Here is a 19,093-nt window from a genome sequence, read left to right on the forward strand (position 1 = left end):
GCATAACGTTTGGAAACGTCGTATCTAGTTTTGAGAGAACATCTCTCAATATAATTTGGTTCAGTGATGATGGCAAAGAGGTCACACCCGTTCCCATACCGAACACGGAAGTTAAGCTCTTTAGCGCCGATGGTAGTTGGGGGTTTCCCCCTGTTAGAGTAGGACGTCGCTGAGCCAATACATATTCCACAGTAGCTCAGTGGTAGAGCTATCGGCTGTTAACCGATCGGTCGTAGGTTCGAGTCCTACCTGTGGAGCCATATTGGAGAGCTGTCCGAGAGGTCGAAGGAGCACGATTGGAAATCGTGTATACGGTCAACCCCGTATCAAGGGTTCGAATCCCTTGCTCTCCGCCAGATACATACTCTCTAGCTCAAAAATCTGGCCCGTTGGTCAAGCGGTTAAGACACCGCCCTTTCACGGCGGTAACACGGGTTCGAATCCCGTACGGGTCACCACTTATACATAACGATTTTAAATATGGAGGATTAGCTCAGCTGGGAGAGCACCTGCCTTACAAGCAGGGGGTCGGCGGTTCGAACCCGTCATCCTCCACCATAAACTTTTATATCATATTTAATATCATCGCGGGGTGGAGCAGTCTGGTAGCTCGTCGGGCTCATAACCCGAAGGTCGCAGGTTCAAATCCTGTCCCCGCAACCAATTTTATTTCATGATCAAAGTCGAGATTACTTCTTGACCATGAAATATCAGTAGCGCCCATAAGGTGCAACCAATTTTATTTCATGTAATGGACTCGTGGTGTAGTGGTTAACATGCCTGCCTGTCACGCAGGAGATCGCCGGTTCGACCCCGGTCGGGTCCGCCATTTTTATTTAAACGGTGGCTTTACAACACCAAGAATTTTTTCTTGGCTCGATAGCTCAGTCGGTAGAGCAGAGGACTGAAAATCCTCGTGTCGGCGGTTCGATTCCGTCTCGAGCCACCATTTTTTTTTGCCGGTTTAGCTCAATTGGTAGAGCAACTGACTTGTAATCAGTAGGTTGGGGGTTCAAGTCCTCTAGCCGGCACCAGTTTTTTCTTCCTGAATTGGAACAAAAAACTTATTGAAAAACAGGGTGATTATGTTTTATAATAAAACCTGTCTTCATTCGTGGAGGGGTAGCGAAGTGGCTAAACGCGGCGGACTGTAAATCCGCTCCCTCCGGGTTCGGCGGTTCGAATCCGTCCCCCTCCACCATCTTTTATTCCTTATATAGGGGCATAGTTTAAAGGTAGAACGAAGGTCTCCAAAACCTTTGGTGTGGGTTCGATTCCTACTGCCCCTGCCAATTTTAATACTGTGGCGGTCGTGGCGAAGTGGTTAACGCATCGGATTGTGGTTCCGACATTCGGGGGTTCGATTCCCCTCGTCCGCCCCATTTAAATTTTGGGCTATAGCCAAGCGGTAAGGCATCGCACTTTGACTGCGACATGCGTTGGTTCGAATCCAGCTAGCCCAGCCATTTTTATTTTTATAACATAAGATGATTTTAACAACATATTATAAGTTAATTAAATGTTTGCGGAAGTAGTTCAGTGGTAGAATACAACCTTGCCAAGGTTGGGGTCGCGGGTTCGAATCCCGTCTTCCGCTCCATTTTTGTTTTCTGGCGGCATAGCCAAGTGGTAAGGCACGGGTCTGCAAAACCCTTATCCCCCGGTTCGAATCCGGGTGCCGCCTCCATAATTCCAATTCAAAAAGATTCAAATGCCGGTGTGGCGGAATTGGCAGACGCGCACGACTCAAAATCGTGTTCCTTCTGGAGTGTCGGTTCGACCCCGACCACCGGTACCATTTTACTTAACTTAACATTTAAACTTAAGACTTCTCACCTTTGTGGGGAGTTTTTTTATTTGCTTTTAAACTTTATACTTCAATTAACGATGAATATATTCAAGTTACGAAAGGGTACTGATCAATGAGAGATTTCTTCAATAAAATGAAAAATGATCAAGGCATTATTTTAAATGATGTTCAAAAGAATGCTGTTATGAAGACAGAAGGACCCCTTCTATTACTTGCTTCACCTGGTTCTGGAAAAACAACCACAGTCATTATGAGAATCGGTTATTTAATTATGGAAAAAGGAATTCATCCTTCTCGTATAAAGGCTGTTACGTTCAGTAAGGCGTCAGCCAATGATATGAAAGAGCGTTTCGCAAAATTTTATCCTGATCTTCCTTCTGTGGACTTTTCGACCATTCATAGCTTTGCTTTTGAGGTAGTCAGGAATCATTATAGAAAGTTGGGTATCCCTTTTACAATTATAGAGGGTGATCACGATTCAGATGAAAAAGCAGGATCGGGAGGAAACTTTCAATACAACAAAAAACTTATGCTGAGGCATTTATTTAAGTCTGTTGTAGGGGAGAACATAACCGAGGATCAAATGGATGACCTGACTACCTATATCAGTTACATTAAAAATAAGGTGATACCTATCGAACGGTGGTCAGAGGTTTCTTGTGATGTATCGCAGGCTGAAGAGATATTTAAACAATATGAAGAACTCAAGCGTTCTGATCCGCATCATGTATTGTTAGACTTTGATGATATGCTCACGATGAGTAACGACATATTAGAAAAGGATAAGAAGTTGCTAAGTCACTATCAAAACCGATATGACTATTTCTTAACGGATGAAAGTCAGGATACGTCGCTTGTGCAGCATTCCATTATAGAAAAAATGGTTTCTACTCATAGAAATTTATGTGTTGTGGCCGATGATGACCAATCCATCTATAGCTGGAGAGGTGCTGAGCCTTCCTATTTACTTAAATTTAAGGAAAAGTACAGTGATGCTTCTATTTTGTTTATGGAGCAGAACTATCGCTCATCTGAGGATATCGTTAACGTTGCTAATTCGTTCATTAAAAGAAATAAAAATAGATATGAAAAAAATATGTTCACTCAAAATCCTTCGCAGCAACCGATTGAAGTGAAACATCTCGTGAATTTTAAGGAACAATCAAAATACTTGGTCCAGGAACTTAATGACGATGTTCATCTAAAAGAAATCGCCATCTTATATCGAAATAATTCGTCATCCATTGGTTTGATGAATGATTTTGATCGTGCAGGAATTCCTTTTTATATGAAAGATGCCGATAATCGTTTCTTTTCACATTGGGTGGTTCAAGATATATTGAATTTTATGCGTATGGCCTTTACCGATAAGCGGCCAGACATTTTAGAAAAAATTCATTTGAAGTTTAATGGTTATATAACCAAGCAACAGATGCTAGCTTTAAAGCAATTGAACAATAACGATTCTGTATTTGATAATCTGCTAAATCATGTGAAATTGCAGGAGTATCAAGTTAAACTTCTGAAGACAAGTAAAGAAACGTTTAAAGAAATGAAAGATATGAAGCCTCTTGGAGCTATACGGGTGATCAGAGATGGTTTAGGTTACGATAAGGCAATTGAAAAGATCAGTAAGAGCCTTGGCTTTCGAATGGATTATTTAGTGGGCATCTTAAACACACTAGAAGAAATTGCAACAGATCTTGAGAGCCTTCAGGATTTTGCTGAACGCTTAAAACACCTCGAAGTTGTTTTGAAGACAGCAAAAAAGAAGAAGGGACATGAAGCCATAACACTTTCTACTTTTCATAGTGCTAAAGGGCTCGAATTTGAGAAAGTGTATATGATTGATGTAGTGGATGGAATCATACCATCTAAAGAAGATCGCACGGACCATCTATTGTTAGAAGAAGCAGCTCGGTTATTTTACGTAGGGATGACTCGTGCCAAGAAACAATTAACCTTAGTTACGTATCCATATCGAGATGGGAAAAAAGTTGAAGAGTCTGTGTTTGTTACGGATGTAAAAAACATATTAGATCCGACAAGATTGATGAAATCTGAACCCATAAAAAAGCAAGTGAAAAAGATAAATGGAGTTCCTTACAATCCGAATAGTATTAAAAAGAAGGAAGAATTACAAGTTGGTCTCACCATTACTCACCGTGTATTTGGACCTGGAGAAATAACTGAGCTCAGTGAAGAATTCGTGACGTTAACCTTTCAATCCAAAGAAAAGAAATTATCAATCAGCGCCTGTTTAGATATGGGACTATTAGAGCCGTTGATTCACACTTAATATACATTTTTTTATCTAATCTTACATTATAACAGGACTTACTACCTTATTATTATTTAATATTTTACAATTTTCTGATAAATAAGAAGGATTTATTCTTGTCTCTTTCGAATAATACATTCTAGTAGAAGTGAATACCTGTTCATTTTTACAGAATGTATTTATTTTTGGGGAGAACGGGGGTAAAGGGATGAACGCTTTTCGTTTGTTTATGGCAGAAATGGCGAAGTTGGCAGGTAAAAAGGGTCTGCTGATCTCAGTCATTGCCGCGTTGCTTGTACCGGTCGTCTATGGTGGTATACTTCTATCACCAAAATGGGGACCGTATGACAACTTGTCGAACTTGCCTGTTGCGGTAGTCAACAAGGACAAGGGTGCATTATCGGACGATGAACCGATCAATGTAGGGAAGGATCTAGTAGCAGACTTAAAGAAAGGAAAAGATCTCGGGTGGGAATTTGTAAGTGCTGAGGAGGCTAAAGAAGGCCTTGATAGTCTGGAATATTATATGGTTATCGAGATTCCTGAGGATTTCTCACAAAGAGTAACAACCGTTTTAAGCGATAATCCAGAAAAGCTTCAACTTACGTATATCCAAAACGAAGGGTTAAACTTCATGGCAGCACAAGTGACAAGAAGTGCTACTGAAAAGCTAAGAGAAAAACTAGGGGATAAAATTACAGAGAAGTATGCGAACAATATGTTTGCCAGTCTCGGTGATGTATCTGAAGGATTTCAATCAGCTGCAGATGGATCTGCAAAATTAAATACAGGGATGACAGATCTTCGTGATGGAACAAACACACTTTTGCAATCGCTTACAAATAAAGCTGCTGACATTTCAAAGCTAGCAAGTGGAGCAAAAGAACTTCAAAATGGTGTCGGACAAATGGCAAGTTCTCTTTCAGCGAAACAGCCGGATATTAGTAAACTAGCTAACGGTTCATCGCAACTAAGTGCTGGTACGAAAGAACTGCTTTCGTCCCTTCAATCTAAGTCGGGTGATATTTCGAAGCTCGCGGCAGGTTCAGCTGCAGCAAATGAAGGAACAGGACTTTTATTACAAAATTTAAAAGATAAACAATCAGGAGTTGAAGACTTAGCGGCAGGTGCGCGACAACTTGGAGACAGCATACCGCAACTAAAAGCAGGAACCACTGGAATCTTAACAGGGCTAAAAGGTGTTCAAACAGCGATAAAGAATGAAATCGCTCCCGGAACACAACAGATCTCACAAGGTGTGGCTCAAGTGGCAGATGAATCTGCAAAGCTAGGTGCGGGGCTGCAAGGATTATCAAGTGATCTAAAGGCATACTTAGAGCAACACCCTGAACTTGCAAATGATTCAGCTTTCATGACGATCTATGGTAAGAGCCAGGCTATTACGGCAGCTGCCACTGATCCTGCAAAAGCACAAAAACTCCAGGTGCTAAGTCAAGGAGCTGCAAAAATAGCAGGAGCCTTCACGACAAATGCTGAACCTAATCCAATGTCTGTGGCTGATGGGGTAAATCAGCTAGTGGCCGGCCAAACGTCAGTGGATAACGGGGTTGTGACATTAAGTCAAAAGGTGCCTCTGCTTCAACAAGGGACAGCGTCTATCGAGAGTGGCTGGAACACGATGGTAGGTAAGGTAGGAGAGCTGCACGCAGGAACTTCGCAGATTGCAGCAGGAAACCAATCGGTCAACACAGGTTGGACATCTCTTACGAATGGAGCATCACAGCTTAATGATGGTGCAACTCAAGTATCCGCTGGTAACTCTTCTGTTGAAAAAGGTTGGCGTGATCTGACATCCGGTGCAACAAAGATTAACGCTGGTATGTCACAAGTTAGTGATGGAAATGCAACAGTTGAAAAAGGCTGGGGCGACTTAACGGAAGGTGTTACAAAATTAAATGATGGTGCAGGGAAATTAAATGATGGAAGTAACGAGCTATCATCTGGCCTTAAGGATGGTGCCGAAAAAACAGGAGCGATTAAAGCGGCAAATGATAAGAACTTGAGCATGTTTTCTTCTCCTGTTGAATTGAAGAGTGAAACGGTTAATAAATATCCACTCTATCGTGATTCAACAGCTCCTTATGTTCTTTCATTAGCGTTGTTTGTGGGCATCTTAATCATGTCTATGTTCATCAACTTTAAGAAGCCTGAAGGAATTTCAGCATTCTCTTGGTTTGGTGCTAAATTAATGAACCTAGGTGCAATTGCTGTTGTACAGGCATTACTTCTTTCGACAGTCGTTTTACTTGTCTTAAATGTGAAGACTGGAAACCCACTGGGCTTTATAACTTTTGCGGTTTTTGTAAGTTTAGTATTCACAGGAATTGTCTTATTGTTTGCGTCGTTAGGAAACATCGGACGTTTTATTGCGTTCGCTTTAGTGATCTTACAGCTTTCAACGACGGGTGCTAACTTGCCGATCGATATGCTGCCAGAGAACCTGCGTGCATTAAGTGAATTCTTGCCGTTCACGTATTCAATAGCAGGGTTTAAAGCATTGATCTCATTAGATAGCACAAGTTCTGCTTTTTCAAATGTGGGTGTGTTGTTCATCTATCTATTAAGTTTTAGTTTATTGTCGATCGCAGTCTATATGTTTTCAAAAACAAAAAACCAACCGAAAAATCTAGATTTAGCTGGCTGATAATCATTTCATAGTGTAATAAAAAGTTCCTGGCACGCTTTGCCGGGAACTTTTTTTTGAATCTTCTTCTTGTACACTGAATATGTAGGTGTAAAGGAGGTTATTTCTCTGATGTATAGAGACCGGCGTGCCACAGTCTGCCTGATTTTAATTACCGTCTCCTTCGTTTCAATCCTCTTTATTACGGCTGATATTTTTCACTACATGCATATGATTAATGGGCTGATGATTAGGCTTTTTGAATCTTTTCGCTTGTTAGTGGTCATGATTATCCTTTTTGTATTTTCTATACTTGTATTATTTCGATATTTATAGATAGGATAATATTCCCCTTTTTTAAGGGGTTTTTATTTTTATGAAAAAGCATATTGTTTTTTTAAGAAAATAAAATAGTTCCAAAGCCATACATATCTCATCAAAAGGGGGAGATTTTATGAAGTGGGAATTATCGATGCTTAAGAAGAAGTGGGTCTACTTTAGCTTAATGGCGCTGGTTTTAGTAGCAATTACCGCTTTTTCATCGCACGCAATAGGTTACAACAAAGCTTCTGTTCTTCTCAAAGATAAAAAAGTTGTAGCAGGTGAAATTGATGGTGAGATCAAAGAATGGAAGAAAGAGTTAGAAAGTATAGAAGAAAACGTTGAAGCGATGGAAGAAGAGGAAAGCAGTAAACAAGCTGATTTGGAGGGGCTTCAAATACGGTTTGATGAAGTTACTGAGATGGTAGGCCAAAAAGAAGCGATTCAAAAAGAAGTGGATGAGTTAGGTACTCAAGTAAATGCAAAGAAAGATGAATTGAAAAAACTTAGCGGGGAGATCGCAAATAAACAAAATGAACTTGATACATTAAATAATGGCATTCTAATTAAGAAGAAGGAGCCACGAACATTAGTAGCCGGCGTTTTTATAGTGGGTAAAGACATAGCTCCAGGGAGATATAAAGTAGAACCAGTGAATGGGTTTGGAAATTACTTTGTGAACGGAGGAAGTAAAGTCAATATCATCTTAGGAAGAGGGGATGACCTGTTTCTTCCAGAATATGTGTTTGAATTGGATGAAGGGGATGAGATTGAAGCAACATTGTCCGTGAGATATACGTTAGTAGAGTAATAAAAATATTTAGGCAGGCGAATTTTTTAAAGAAAGTTTAAAGAACTTGTCATAAATGTCCTACATGTTGCTTATATATAGAACAAGTTAGTTGTAGGTTTTAATGCAGGGCTTCGTTGATCCAATGAAGCCCTGCATTTTTTTGTTTTATAAAGCGCAATTATTATATATTGAGAAGTTTGCCTATTTTATTGAAACTTTTACACGATATATTCACCAATTTCTCCATTATATTGACGAGTTTGTATGCTATATCGACGAGTCTACATCATTCGACATCAGCTGTATTTAATAATAAATTGTAGCCAAATGAGCTTTTTGTATTTAAACAACTGTTTAAATCACCTGAATCTCAGCATTCCCACCATTCACTTGAGTGAACATCTTGGCCATAGATTCCAAGAGTTCTTGAGCTTCACTCTTATCCATAGATGGCTGCAGGTACACGATATGCAGTGCATTCTTAACACTCTCATCCACCATCGTGCGTTTAGAATCAACGATTGGGCTTCCAAAGGCACCAACCTCGTCTTTAGACAGTAACTTACCTTCCATATTCATCTCACGTCCGTTTAATCCTTCATAGGTATCTTCAGCGTCACCAAGATCAATCTGCACGTCACCTTGAATCTTATCTAGGTTATAAAGACCGATCGGTATACAAAATCGAATAGAGAAGAAGTTGTTTACATCGACGCCAGAGTTGATCGGGGGTAGGTCCTTGCCGCTTAACACCCGTCGCAACAATGCTTCTGAAGCGGGACGATATCGGGAAGGATCAATTCCTAATGACTTGAACACTTTTCGATATTCTGCGACACCAGGGTAATCGGCAGCATTTTTTTCTTCAAGTCGCAAGGATTCTGTAAATAGCTGGAACCTGCCTTTAATCATTTGCGGTGATTCGCTAATCGCGATATTATGGTATGTAATTGTGCCTATTTTAAAATTCGGGACAAGTTCGTTTAGTTTAGGATTAATTGTGATCATCATGTAACCCCGTTTCTTATTTATGTAATTGTAGTTTATCATAATTGTGGAAAATAAATGTAAAGGAGGGATATGCGTGACAAGTGCCCAGTTGAAGGAAGAGATTGTTGCATATAGTAAAGAAATCGGAATCGACAAAATTGGTTTTGCACATGCTGATGTATTTGCTGAGCTCAAAGAACGTCTCCGATTACAGCAAGACCTTAACTATCAATCAGGATTCGAAGAAAGTGATATAGAAAAAAGAACAGAGCCTGATCGGCTTTTGTCGGGAGCTTCCAGTATTATTTCGATCGCTCTTGCATATCCCTCCAAGATGAAAGATGCTCCCAGAAGTGTTCGAGGAGAGCGGAGAGGAATTTTTTGCAGAGCATCATGGGGTAAAGATTACCACCATATATTAAGAGAAAAGCTCTCATTACTAGAAGCTTTTATTATAGAAAAAATTCCAGGTGCCACTGTGAAATCGATGGTAGATACAGGAGAACTGTCTGATCGTGCTGTAGCTGAAAGGGCGGGGATCGGATGGAGTGCCAAAAACTGTGCGATCATGTCTCCGGAGTTTGGTTCTTATATGTATCTCGGAGAAATGATTACAAACATCTCGTTTCCTGCAGACACTCCAATGGAAGATCAGTGTGGTTCGTGTAACAAATGTGTCGATGCATGTCCGACTAATGCTCTTGTACAGGGAGGACAGCTTGATTCGTCTAAATGTATCGCCTTTTTGACGCAAACGAAAGGATTCCTGCCTGATCAGTATAGAGATAAGCTCGGTAACCGTTTATATGGATGCGATACGTGTCAGACAGTTTGCCCTGAAAATAAGGGAAAAGATTTTCATCATCATGTGGAAATGGAACCTGACCCAGAGATTGCAAAACCTCTTTTAAAGCCATTGTTGTCTATGAGCAATAGAGAGTTCAAAGAAAAATTCGGCCATGTTTCGGGTAGCTGGAGAGGGAAAAAGCCTATTCAGCGAAATGCGATTATCGCTTTAGCTCATTTTAAAGATGAAAGTGCAATTCCAGATTTAGTTACGTTGCTCCATACTGATCCTCGACCAGTAATAAGAGGAACTGCAGCATGGGCCATTGGTAAGATTAGCGGGAAAGATGCGGAATTGGAACTATTATCTGCAAAAGAGCGTGAAAAAGACGATTTGGTCACGTTAGAGATTGAAAAGGGACTGAAAATGGTCCGAAATCAAGAAATTTAGTAATCGCATATGTTTGAAGTGTCCGATATAGTAAGGTCAAGTAATGAAAAGAAGGGATAATTATGTGTCAGATTAAAACGTTACTCTATTACGAAGAAATGGAAAGCGTAATCGGACCGTTAACAATCATTGCAACAGAGAACGGAATCTGCCGTCTCGATTTTGGTTCAATGGAGGATAACCTTCCAACTTTACGTTCATGGATGGCGAAACATTTTATTAAGGGAGAACTTATACACTCTCCAGAACGATTGGATGATGCCGTTCAACAACTGCACGCTTATTTTGCAGGCAACCTGCATGAGTTTAGCGTGAACTATGATTTATTTGGTACCGCTTTTCAAAAAAAGGTATGGAACCAGCTTACGAGTATTCCTTATGGCGTAACTTGTTCGTATAAGGAAGTGGCTCAAGGCATTGGTGCACCTAAGGCTGTTCGAGCTGTAGGCAGCGCGAACAACCAAAATCCCGTACCTGTTTTTATTCCATGTCACCGAGTGATTGGAAGTAATGGAGCACTTGTAGGCTATGGTGGGGGATTAGATAAAAAAGAAATATTGTTATCGATCGAACAGAATAGCTGCAAGAAGACATCCTAGAGAGCCCTTAAAGGGTTCTTTTTTTTGATATCCCACTCATATGTTAGTAGAAGCAGGAGGGATGTCTGATGTGGATGGAAACACTTAAAGCTTATATCCAAAACCAATCTCAATGGATGATACATGCAGATGCAGACGGACGAGGTTACTTTTTACGAGAAGAACAAGAGAGCTTCATTCGAAAAAAACAAATGTATACCGATAGAAATGCGTTTATTGTAAACAATCAAACGAACGGAAGTGTCTTACGAACGACGGAGTCCGAAGATAAGGTTCAGGTAGATTATTTGGTGCATTATAGTTTCTTAATCAAACACGGGTTTGATTTCTATGTGGAAGAGATCTCTCAAGAGCGACGTGCTACTTTTCAAGATGGTGATATGAAAAGCGATGAACCTGTCAATGTCGAAGGAAACTACAGAGAGCTTCCGAAGATCGAGCGGGAGAACGAATCGATCGCACCAACGAAGGGCGGTTATGATAGACTTGCTGCTGTACGTTATGCAGAGAGATGGTGGAATACGTTTAATCCGGCTTATAAATCTTTTGAAAATGATTGCACGAACTATATTTCTCAAAGTCTTCATGCAGGTGGCATACCGATGACTTCTCAATCTATTAAATCGAAGGGCTGGTGGATGCGAAATAATTCTTGGAGCTATAGCTGGTCAGTAGCCAATGCGATGAGATGGTATTTGAGCGGCTCAAAATCTAGTCTTCAAGCACAAGAGAAATCTGCAGCGCATCTTCTATTGCCGGGAGACGTAATCTGTTATGACTTTGATGGAGATGGCCATTATCAACATACGACGATTGTGGTCGCAAAGGATCCTTCTGGAGAACCACTCGTAAATGCTCATACAACAAATAGCAGAATGAGATATTGGGGCTATGAAGATTCAACGGCGTACACAAAACGCATTCAATATAAATTTTTTCATATTCTTTAAGAAGAAGCTTGCCTTCAGAGAGTGATATTCCAAAAAAAGTGCTATAATAAGTACTTGTTGGAATATTGTTTTTGAGGTGAGCTTTTTGGCTATACATGTTGTTTTATTCGAACCGTTAATTCCTGCAAACACAGGAAACATCGCACGTACATGTGCAGGAACTGGTGCACATCTGCATCTTATTCATCCACTTGGATTTTCTTTAGAAGACAAATACTTAAAGCGTGCTGGCCTTGATTATTGGGAGCATGTAAAATTGTCTCATCATGATTCATTGGATGCTTTTTATAATGAATACCCAGACGGGGAGTTTTACTATATCACCAAATTCGGTGAACAGACGTACTCAAATTTCGATTACTCTGATTCAGAGAAGGATATTTTCTTTGTTTTTGGAAAAGAAACGAAGGGACTTCCGCGTGAAGTGATCGATGCGAACATGGAGAGGTGTCTCCGTATCCCGATGAATGAACACATTCGTTCATTGAACCTATCGAATACGGCAGCGATCTTAATCTATGAAGCGCTGCGTCAACAAAGTTTTGGAGAGTTGAAATAAGCTTACTGTGAGCGGTTGATTTCCGTTTCAGGTGCTCGCTTTCCGTGGGGCAGGCGGTGAGCCACATTCGCAAGTTTCACTTATAAGTGTCTCACCTTTCTAGTTGCAGCGGCTAGCCCCTCGAGGTCAAAAGCTAAATGATTTAGAAGGCAAAGTGCGCCTTCCTTGCTCATTCACCTTTTGCTTGTCGGGGCTGAACGAGCCACTTCCACTTTTCGCACTGCCCGCCTGTCCCACAGGACAAGGAAGCCTACGTCAGCGACACATCGCACGAAGAAAATTTGAAGTTCAATTTTCGAGGAGTCTCCCACCTTACACTCCAATCAACTTGTCAATGATGTCCTACCTTTGAGAGAAAATAAAAAAACGTCCTGATGAAAAAGGGACGTTTTTACTTCCATATGTACATGGATTAGTTTTTTCCAGGACGATCGTTATAGCCTGCTGTAAAGATGGCAGTCAGGAAGGCGAGCATCACGAGTAGGATGAGGATAAAATCCATTTGAACTCCTCCTTTGAAAGTAGTATTATTCTTTCCAGTATCTTTCCTCATTATAAATGAAAACGGTTTTCATGGGAATGTATTTCTGCTGAAATTTAACAATTCGAGGGGATTCGTGCAAGTATAAATGAAGAAAAACGTATATATGACAGGGTATCTTCCCTTGTTTTCTATTATTCTGTTCAGTTCGGGGTTTGCCATTTACTTTGAAAGACTTTTTATCGATAAGCTTACATACTTTGGTGTGTACCAGGGGATGCAAGAATTATTTGAAGATCATGTGATTCACCTATCGATCGGCTTTTGTTTGTTTCTGTTGTTCTTTATGATATTTGCTGCTCTTAAGCTGCTGTCTGACACGTTAACGCACCTCAGTCTGTTCTTTTTTTCAAAAGATACGGAAGGAACACTGCTTCAGCAAGGAAAAGGGGGAAGCTGGTACTTTTTTGTTGGTGGTATGCTTGCGATCGCGCTGAACCATTCCGTGCTGCTGATAGGTGTCGTTTTTATTGTTTCATCTCTTTTGTATTTTTTTCAATTCTTATTGCGGATCAGTTCAAGTTTATCAACGATAGGTATCATGGGAATGGTATTTCTGCACTTATTCTTTTGGACAGGTTTCGGGCTGCTTGTTGTTTATACGGTTATGCGTTTGTATAACGCGTTCGTGGCAGCAATTACCTGAATGGTTATCTAGTTCGGAAATTGTAGTCTCGCGGAATTATCTCAAAAACTAGCGGGATAAATAAGATATATCGGTGAATTACGCTAGATTACTTTTAAATACCATTTTATCAGTATACAAGTGCTAGCTAAAACCCTGCCACTATTGTAGTAACGGTTTTACTTATGAGGTGCAAGCATTCAAATCACAGGGCAATCACAATGAAAATCACGACATTTTCTGCACCAAAAAAGGCTTAGAGAGTTTTCTCTCTTAAGCCTTTTTTACTTTGTTTCATTATTCAACAATCGCTTCCAGTTTGTTGTGATAATACACCTTTATTTCTTACGTCTTCGTTCTAAAAATATTGGTGCCATATTTAGTAAGATAGAAGCAATTGTCAAAAACCATAATATCTTTGCCATACCAGGTACTACATCCGATAAAGCCGCCCAATCTTCCGCTTTTACCCATTGAGATACATAACTGTAATCTGCACAAAGTGTTAATGCTGTAAATGATAATCCTAACGCCATAGCGAGCTTATAATCTTTACCTGATGCATACATATAAAGATTTATAAAAGTTACAACTATTGCAATAACCCCAAATATTACCCACATAACTACTCCTCCAACTATTTTTTTTATTTATAATGCATGCTTCATCTCAATTTTGATGTGCTTTTATCATAATATCTCGCCAAATCATGACTTCGGGAGATTCACTCTCAATAGACCGAAGACTGCTTGGTGTATCTCGTCCAACCCAAACGCCTGCTGTATAACGATCTGTCAGCCCGATAAACCAAAGGTCGCGCACGTTATTTGTTGTTCCTGTCTTCCCGCCAATGTACGTTGAACCCTTGAATCGAGCATCTCTTGCAGTTCCTGAAATCGTAACGGCTTGGAGCATCTCACGCATCACGTTATTTGTTTTTTCACTCCACACAGAAATAGGTTGCTCTTTCCAAGCATATAACACCTTTCCGTTCTTATCTTTTACAGAAGTGATCAACCTAGGTTTTACATAAGTCCCATCAGAACTAAAAGCAGTATACGCACTTGTAAGTTCTAGCGGCGAAAAGCCTTTTGAAAATCCGCCAAGTGCACTTGCGAGCTGATAATCTTCTCTCGTTAAAGACGAAAAGTTAAATGGTTGCAAATAAGAAAACGCCTTATTTACTCCAGTTTTCCTTAGTGCTCGGACAGCCGCTGTGTTGATCGAACTCGCCATCGCTTTTTTTAAGGAGACTGTACCGTAAGATGCCCCTCCATAGTTGTTAGGACAATAGTTGCCTTCACAAATTCTTGAAGCAGAAATGAGCGAGTGTGATTTTGCGCCGAATACTTCAACATAGGGGGCGTAGACGAGAAGTGGTTTTATGGAAGAACCCGGCTGTCTTTTCGCTTGATGAGCTCGGTTAAATTCTTCTAACGCAACATTCTTTCCGCCAACTATAGAAACGATCTGTTTTGAAACATGATCGATAATCACGACAGATCCTTCTACGTCGTTATAGGGCAACCTGCTATTCACAGCACGCACTGCTACTTTTTGCAGCTTAGAATCTAATGCAGTCTCAACGATAACACCGCTTGTTAATAGCTGATCTCGTTTTATCAGAAGCTCATCTGCTGTCAGCCCTTTATTAGCAGGAGCGGCCGCTAATAAACTTAGAAGTTCTTCTTTTACGTACCCTACAATTTCAGGATAGGGAACGACAGACTGTGAAACGTTTAATTTAATGTGTTGTTTAAGTGATGCTTCATAAGTGGCTTCTGTTATGTATCCTTGCTCCTTCATCTTCAATAAAATCCACTTTTGCCGTTTCAATGTGTTCTCAAAGTTTGTTAAAGGATTATACAACTTTGGATTGTTTGGAATGGCTGCAAGCAGTGCTGTTTCCGCTACGGAAAGTGAACCCACTGGCTTACTGAAGTAATATCGACTAGCCTTTTCGATGCCATATACGCCATTTTGAAAATAGATCGAGTTGATATAAAGCTCTAAGATTCTCTCTTTCGATAATTGTTGTTCGATTCTGTAGGAGATTAATAGCTCTTTTAATTTTCGGTCATATGTACGTTCGTGTGTTAGGAATAGATTGCGTGAGAGCTGCTGTGTGATCGTACTGCCGCCCTGCTGAACAGATCCTGCTGTAGAATTCGTAATAAAAGCTCGGGCTATCGCTTTTCCATCGATTCCATGATGTTGTATAAAATCCTGGTCTTCCGTTGCGATGAAAGCTTGGCGCACAGGTGCAGGAATTTTGTTGTAATCAAGATAAATGCGGCTCTCATTACTCTTGAACTCATAAAGAAAGTCTCCGTTTCGATCGAGGAGGCGACTGTTTTCAGCTAATTTCATATTCTCCACTTGAGCAAGTGAAGAAATCGCTTTTTGAAAAGGAATATAGTTTTCGTGTTCATTTCTTAAACCCATAAATGAAAAGAACACGATACTGAGCAATAGTAGCACTGTAACAAGGCCAAGCTTTTGATTCATAAGGCTTTCTCCGTTTCAAAACATAAGGATAAACATATTTTACCATGACTATGCAAATGGGGATTCCAACTTTTTTAAATAAAAATCGCTATACAAACAGAATGATTACGGACATCCCCGCATAGAGTAGATTAACACTTGATGGAGCCAATACAATCAAGGAGGTACTCATGGATATTTTATCAAGAATCCAACTGCATCGTGAAGAAGAACAGCGTTTAGCCTGGGAAGGTACCTTCGCTGAATACCTTGATATTTTACGAGATCGGCCATTTGTTGCCCAGTCTGCGCATTCAAGAGTATACAACATGATCAAAGATGCTGGCATTTCAGAAAAAAATGGTCAAAAGGTGTATCATTTTTTCAGCGATCAGATTTTTGGATTAGAAGAATCAATCGAACGACTTGTTGAAGAGTATTTTCATCCTGCTGCTAAACGCCTTGATGTTCGTAAACGTATTTTACTGTTGATGGGACCAGTATCCGGTGGTAAATCCACTTTAGTTACAATGCTTAAAAGAGGATTAGAGTCATACACAAAAACACCTGCGGGAGCAGTTTATGCGATCAAAGGTTGTCCGATGCACGAAGATCCACTGCATCTTATTCCACAGCACTTAAGAAAAGAGTTTTTTAATGATTATGGTATTCGAGTAGAGGGAAGTTTATCTCCTCTTAACACGATGAGGCTAGAACACGAATATGACAATCGCATTGAAGATGTTATGGTAGAGCGAGTATTCTTCTCAGAAGATAAGCGAACAGGGATCGGTACGTTCAGTCCCTCCGATCCAAAGTCACAAGATATCGCTGACTTAACGGGAAGTATCGATTTCTCGACGATTGCAGAGTATGGATCAGAATCAGATCCACGGGCGTATCGCTTTGATGGAGAACTGAACAAAGCTAACCGAGGAATGATGGAGTTTCAGGAAATGCTGAAGTGTGATGAAAAATTCTTATGGCATCTCCTCTCTCTTACGCAAGAAGGAAACTTTAAAGCAGGAAGATTTGCACTTATCTCAGCAGATGAATTAATTGTCGCGCATACGAACGAATCAGAATACAGGTCGTTTATCGCGAATAAGAAAAACGAAGCCCTGCACTCAAGGATTATCGTAATGGGCGTTCCGTATAATTTAAAAGTTTCAGAGGAAGAAAAGATTTACGCCAAGATGATTTCAGAGAGTGATATGTCTCATGTTCATATTGCGCCGCACGCATTAAGAGTGGCCGCAACATTCTCTGTGCTAACAAGATTGAAGGATTCGAAGAAACAAGGAATGGATCTTTTAAAGAAAATGCGGTTGTATGACGGTGAGATCGTAGAAGGATTCAACCACGTTGACCTTGAGGAACTGAAGAAAGAGTTTGCTGATGAAGGGATGTCTGGTATCGATCCGCGTTATGTTATCAACCGAATATCATCAGCGATCATTCGCAAAGAAACACCTTCTATCAACGCTTTAGATGTTCTGCGTTCATTAAAAGACGGGCTTGATCATCATGCATCCATATCAAAGGAAGATAAAGAGAGGTTTATTAACTTTATCTCGGCAGCTCGCAAAGAGTACGATGATATTGCGAAGAAAGAAGTTCAAAAAGCGTTCGTTTACTCGTACGAAGAGTCTGCGAAAACGCTTATGGACAATTATCTGGATAATGTGGAGGCGTATTGCAATAAAAATAAATTACGCGATCCGCTTACTGGTGAAGAGATGAGTCCTGATGAGAAATTAATGAGATCGATCGAAGAGCAGATCGGAATCTCTGAGAATGCGAAAAAAGCATTCCGTGAAGAAATTCTAATTAGAATCTCTGCTTATGCAAGAAAAGGAAAGAAATTTGACTATAATTCTCATGAGCGGTTAAGAGAAGCGATTCAAAAGAAATTATTCGCGGATCTTAAAGATGTTGTAAAAATCACTACATCATCCAAAACCCCTGATGAGTCACAACTGAAAAAGATTAATGAGGTCATCGCACGTCTAGTGGATGAACACGGCTATAATACAACTAGTGCCAACGAACTACTAAGATACGTAGGAAGTTTATTGAACCGATAAAATATCGAAACACACCCAGGACACGATTAAGGCTGTCAGGGTGTGTTTTTTTACAGAAATTTAGGGGAAACTAAACAAATTACAGAGTAGAGTTTACAATCGTATTTATGTTAAAAATAATTGAACTTGTATTTACTTACTTAAAAATGGTAAATTGATACTAATAAGCTAACTAAAGGAAGTGAGCCCGATGAGCTCGACTAAAAAAGAAAGAAACGGATTAATGGATTGGATAAAAGCAATTGGTGTTGCACTTATTCTAGCTATTATAATAAAAAAGTTTTTGATTGAGCAATATGTGGTTTACGGTGAGTCTATGATGCCGACCATCCAAAATGGAAACCGGCTGATCGTAAATAAGATAGGGTATGAAATAAGCCAGCCAGAACGATTTGATCTAATCGTCTTTAAGGCTAATCCTGAAGAGGACTATATTAAGCGAGTGATTGGTCTTCCTGGTGATCATATTGCTTACCGAGACGACAAGTTATATATCAATAACAAACCTGTTGCAGAACCTTATTTAAAAGAATTTAAACGATTTGCTGGTAACCGGACACTCACAGGCAACTTTACATTAGAAGAGATTACAGGGCTCGATACGGTTCCAAAAGGAAAAATCTTTGTACTTGGTGATAACAGGCTTCACAGTATCGACAGCCGTCATATTGGTTTTGTTGAGATGTCTGATATCGTCGGTGAAGCTAATATTCGTTATTGGCCGATGGATGAGCTGAAAGTTTTTAATGGTTTTAAAAAGGAATAAATGGGGAAAAATTCAGTAAGAGGTGAATCCCTATGACAAAACAAAATAATGAACCTAAACGAAAAAACAGTTCAATGGCATCTAACTTTGAGGAAATGAAAGAACACGGAAAAGTGATGGAGCACGTTTCTACAAATGAGGAAGTCCGCAAAAGCGGGAAAACGCCCGACCCACAGCAACACGACAAGAAAGAATACAATAAATAAATTATCAAAACAAAGTCTTCTTTTCTTTTTTAGAAAAGAGGGCTTTTTTATCATGAAAGTTTAGCAATTCTAAGAAGTACGTGCATATGATAGTGTAACCAACCCTTTTTTTCTGATAATAGCGGATTGTTACAAGCAAGTTATGCCCCGGGTTGATCAAGAACAAGCAGCATTGACTCTTGCTGCTTTGGAGGGGG

14 protein-coding genes, 15 tRNA genes and 1 rRNA gene are annotated in these 19,093 nt (G+C 40.0%); 27 read left to right on the plus strand and 3 right to left on the minus strand.

The features are described from left to right. Window positions 1-59 precede the first annotated feature (59 nt). The 19 genes from rrf (at window position 60) to IHV10_RS00095 (ending at window position 7,867) form a co-directional block, all read left to right on the plus strand. A 5S ribosomal RNA gene (gene rrf / locus IHV10_RS00005) occupies window positions 60-175 on the plus strand. Between the two features lie 10 nt (window positions 176-185). Further along, a tRNA-Asn gene (locus tag IHV10_RS00010) sits at window positions 186-260 on the plus strand. 4 nt (window positions 261-264) lie between these two features. Next, window positions 265-356, plus strand: a tRNA-Ser gene (locus IHV10_RS00015). Between the two features lie 27 nt (window positions 357-383). Continuing rightward, window positions 384-458, plus strand: a tRNA-Glu gene (locus IHV10_RS00020). 24 nt (window positions 459-482) lie between these two features. Then, a tRNA-Val gene (locus IHV10_RS00025) sits at window positions 483-558 on the plus strand. 28 nt (window positions 559-586) lie between these two features. Beyond that, a tRNA-Met gene (locus tag IHV10_RS00030) sits at window positions 587-663 on the plus strand. A gap of 90 nt (window positions 664-753) precedes the next feature. Then, a tRNA-Asp gene (locus IHV10_RS00035) sits at window positions 754-829 on the plus strand. A 44-nt stretch (window positions 830-873) separates the two neighbouring features. After that, window positions 874-949, plus strand: a tRNA-Phe gene (locus IHV10_RS00040). Between the two features lie 9 nt (window positions 950-958). Beyond that, window positions 959-1,034 (plus strand) — tRNA-Thr (locus IHV10_RS00045). Window positions 1,035-1,116: 82 nt separating this feature from the next. Then, window positions 1,117-1,201: transfer RNA gene (locus tag IHV10_RS00050), tRNA-Tyr, on the plus strand. A 17-nt stretch (window positions 1,202-1,218) separates the two neighbouring features. After that, window positions 1,219-1,292, plus strand: a tRNA-Trp gene (locus tag IHV10_RS00055). A 14-nt stretch (window positions 1,293-1,306) separates the two neighbouring features. Beyond that, a tRNA-His gene (locus IHV10_RS00060) sits at window positions 1,307-1,382 on the plus strand. Window positions 1,383-1,391: 9 nt separating this feature from the next. Next, a tRNA-Gln gene (locus IHV10_RS00065) sits at window positions 1,392-1,466 on the plus strand. A gap of 59 nt (window positions 1,467-1,525) precedes the next feature. Next, window positions 1,526-1,600, plus strand: a tRNA-Gly gene (locus IHV10_RS00070). 12 nt (window positions 1,601-1,612) lie between these two features. Beyond that, a tRNA-Cys gene (locus tag IHV10_RS00075) sits at window positions 1,613-1,687 on the plus strand. Window positions 1,688-1,713: 26 nt separating this feature from the next. Continuing rightward, window positions 1,714-1,798 (plus strand) — tRNA-Leu (locus IHV10_RS00080). Between the two features lie 124 nt (window positions 1,799-1,922). After that, a complete protein-coding gene (locus IHV10_RS00085) occupies window positions 1,923-4,109 on the plus strand; it encodes an ATP-dependent helicase (protein WP_197126774.1) in 2,187 nt (728 codons plus the stop codon). Between the two features lie 190 nt (window positions 4,110-4,299). Then, complete coding sequence (locus tag IHV10_RS00090; protein ID WP_197126775.1) at window positions 4,300-6,756, plus strand: YhgE/Pip family protein; 2,457 nt, start codon at window positions 4,300-4,302, stop codon at window positions 6,754-6,756. A gap of 433 nt (window positions 6,757-7,189) precedes the next feature. Further along, window positions 7,190-7,867 carry a coiled-coil domain-containing protein gene (locus IHV10_RS00095; protein WP_197126776.1) on the plus strand — a complete coding sequence of 226 codons (678 nt, stop codon included), beginning with the start codon at window positions 7,190-7,192 and terminating at the stop codon, window positions 7,865-7,867. Between the two features lie 336 nt (window positions 7,868-8,203). On the opposite strand, the gene IHV10_RS00100 is transcribed toward IHV10_RS00095, so the two are convergent. After that, window positions 8,204-8,860 carry a B3/B4 domain-containing protein gene (locus tag IHV10_RS00100; protein ID WP_197126777.1) on the minus strand — a complete coding sequence of 219 codons (657 nt, stop codon included), beginning with the start codon at window positions 8,858-8,860 and terminating at the stop codon, window positions 8,204-8,206. 73 nt (window positions 8,861-8,933) lie between these two features. Here IHV10_RS00100 and queG point away from each other — a divergent pair, with 73 nt between their 5' ends. The 5 genes from queG (at window position 8,934) to IHV10_RS00125 (ending at window position 13,371) form a co-directional block, all read left to right on the plus strand. Beyond that, the gene (gene queG, locus IHV10_RS00105) at window positions 8,934-10,076 is read left to right on the plus strand and encodes a tRNA epoxyqueuosine(34) reductase QueG (protein ID WP_197126778.1); all 1,143 of its coding nucleotides are present in this window, start codon (window positions 8,934-8,936) and stop codon (window positions 10,074-10,076) included. Between the two features lie 62 nt (window positions 10,077-10,138). Then, a complete protein-coding gene (locus IHV10_RS00110; RefSeq protein WP_066391224.1) occupies window positions 10,139-10,675 on the plus strand; it encodes a methylated-DNA--[protein]-cysteine S-methyltransferase in 537 nt (178 codons plus the stop codon). A 68-nt stretch (window positions 10,676-10,743) separates the two neighbouring features. Beyond that, window positions 10,744-11,625, plus strand: coding sequence for an amidase domain-containing protein (locus IHV10_RS00115; RefSeq protein WP_191754641.1), 882 nt, complete (start codon window positions 10,744-10,746; stop codon window positions 11,623-11,625). Window positions 11,626-11,710: 85 nt separating this feature from the next. Beyond that, window positions 11,711-12,184: a tRNA (uridine(34)/cytosine(34)/5-carboxymethylaminomethyluridine(34)-2'-O)-methyltransferase TrmL gene (gene trmL, locus IHV10_RS00120; protein ID WP_197126779.1), complete on the plus strand. Its 474-nt coding sequence runs from the start codon at window positions 11,711-11,713 to the stop codon at window positions 12,182-12,184. Between the two features lie 629 nt (window positions 12,185-12,813). Continuing rightward, window positions 12,814-13,371 (plus strand): DUF5366 family protein, encoded by a 558-nt coding sequence (locus IHV10_RS00125; RefSeq protein WP_197126780.1) that lies wholly within the window; start codon window positions 12,814-12,816, stop codon window positions 13,369-13,371. A 317-nt stretch (window positions 13,372-13,688) separates the two neighbouring features. On the opposite strand, the gene IHV10_RS00130 is transcribed toward IHV10_RS00125, so the two are convergent. Further along, a complete protein-coding gene (locus IHV10_RS00130; RefSeq protein WP_197126781.1) occupies window positions 13,689-13,973 on the minus strand; it encodes a hypothetical protein in 285 nt (94 codons plus the stop codon). A gap of 46 nt (window positions 13,974-14,019) precedes the next feature. Beyond that, window positions 14,020-15,858, minus strand: a complete 1,839-nt coding sequence (locus IHV10_RS00135) for a transglycosylase domain-containing protein (protein WP_197126782.1) — start codon at window positions 15,856-15,858, stop codon at window positions 14,020-14,022. Window positions 15,859-16,028: 170 nt separating this feature from the next. Between IHV10_RS00135 and IHV10_RS00140 the strand changes: the two genes are divergently transcribed. The 3 genes from IHV10_RS00140 (at window position 16,029) to IHV10_RS00150 (ending at window position 18,896) form a co-directional block, all read left to right on the plus strand. Beyond that, complete coding sequence (locus IHV10_RS00140; protein ID WP_197126783.1) at window positions 16,029-17,924, plus strand: PrkA family serine protein kinase; 1,896 nt, start codon at window positions 16,029-16,031, stop codon at window positions 17,922-17,924. 190 nt (window positions 17,925-18,114) lie between these two features. Next, window positions 18,115-18,690 (plus strand): signal peptidase I, encoded by a 576-nt coding sequence (gene lepB, locus IHV10_RS00145; protein WP_197126784.1) that lies wholly within the window; start codon window positions 18,115-18,117, stop codon window positions 18,688-18,690. Window positions 18,691-18,722: 32 nt separating this feature from the next. Continuing rightward, the gene (locus IHV10_RS00150) at window positions 18,723-18,896 is read left to right on the plus strand and encodes a hypothetical protein (RefSeq protein WP_197126785.1); all 174 of its coding nucleotides are present in this window, start codon (window positions 18,723-18,725) and stop codon (window positions 18,894-18,896) included. Window positions 18,897-19,093 lie beyond the last annotated feature (197 nt).

It is taken from the genome of Fictibacillus sp. 5RED26, from assembly GCF_015903895.1.
Taxonomy (GTDB): domain Bacteria; phylum Bacillota; class Bacilli; order Bacillales; family Fictibacillaceae; genus Fictibacillus; species Fictibacillus phosphorivorans.

What these genes read in the sequence shown, in the direction of transcription:
- IHV10_RS00085 (WP_197126774.1), top strand. Translation starts at nt 1,923, where the DNA reads ATGAGAGATTTCTTCAATAAAATGAAAAATGATCAAGGCATTATTTTA.
- IHV10_RS00090 (WP_197126775.1), top strand. Translation starts at nt 4,300, where the DNA reads ATGAACGCTTTTCGTTTGTTTATGGCAGAAATGGCGAAGTTGGCAGGT.
- IHV10_RS00095 (WP_197126776.1), top strand. Translation starts at nt 7,190, where the DNA reads ATGAAGTGGGAATTATCGATGCTTAAGAAGAAGTGGGTCTACTTTAGC.
- IHV10_RS00100 (WP_197126777.1), bottom strand. Translation starts at nt 8,860, where the DNA reads ATGATGATCACAATTAATCCTAAACTAAACGAACTTGTCCCGAATTTT.
- IHV10_RS00110 (WP_066391224.1), top strand. Translation starts at nt 10,139, where the DNA reads ATGTGTCAGATTAAAACGTTACTCTATTACGAAGAAATGGAAAGCGTA.
- IHV10_RS00115 (WP_191754641.1), top strand. Translation starts at nt 10,744, where the DNA reads ATGTGGATGGAAACACTTAAAGCTTATATCCAAAACCAATCTCAATGG.
- IHV10_RS00125 (WP_197126780.1), top strand. Translation starts at nt 12,814, where the DNA reads ATGAAGAAAAACGTATATATGACAGGGTATCTTCCCTTGTTTTCTATT.
- IHV10_RS00130 (WP_197126781.1), bottom strand. Translation starts at nt 13,973, where the DNA reads ATGTGGGTAATATTTGGGGTTATTGCAATAGTTGTAACTTTTATAAAT.
- IHV10_RS00135 (WP_197126782.1), bottom strand. Translation starts at nt 15,858, where the DNA reads ATGAATCAAAAGCTTGGCCTTGTTACAGTGCTACTATTGCTCAGTATC.
- IHV10_RS00140 (WP_197126783.1), top strand. Translation starts at nt 16,029, where the DNA reads ATGGATATTTTATCAAGAATCCAACTGCATCGTGAAGAAGAACAGCGT.
- lepB (WP_197126784.1), top strand. Translation starts at nt 18,115, where the DNA reads ATGAGCTCGACTAAAAAAGAAAGAAACGGATTAATGGATTGGATAAAA.
- IHV10_RS00150 (WP_197126785.1), top strand. Translation starts at nt 18,723, where the DNA reads ATGACAAAACAAAATAATGAACCTAAACGAAAAAACAGTTCAATGGCA.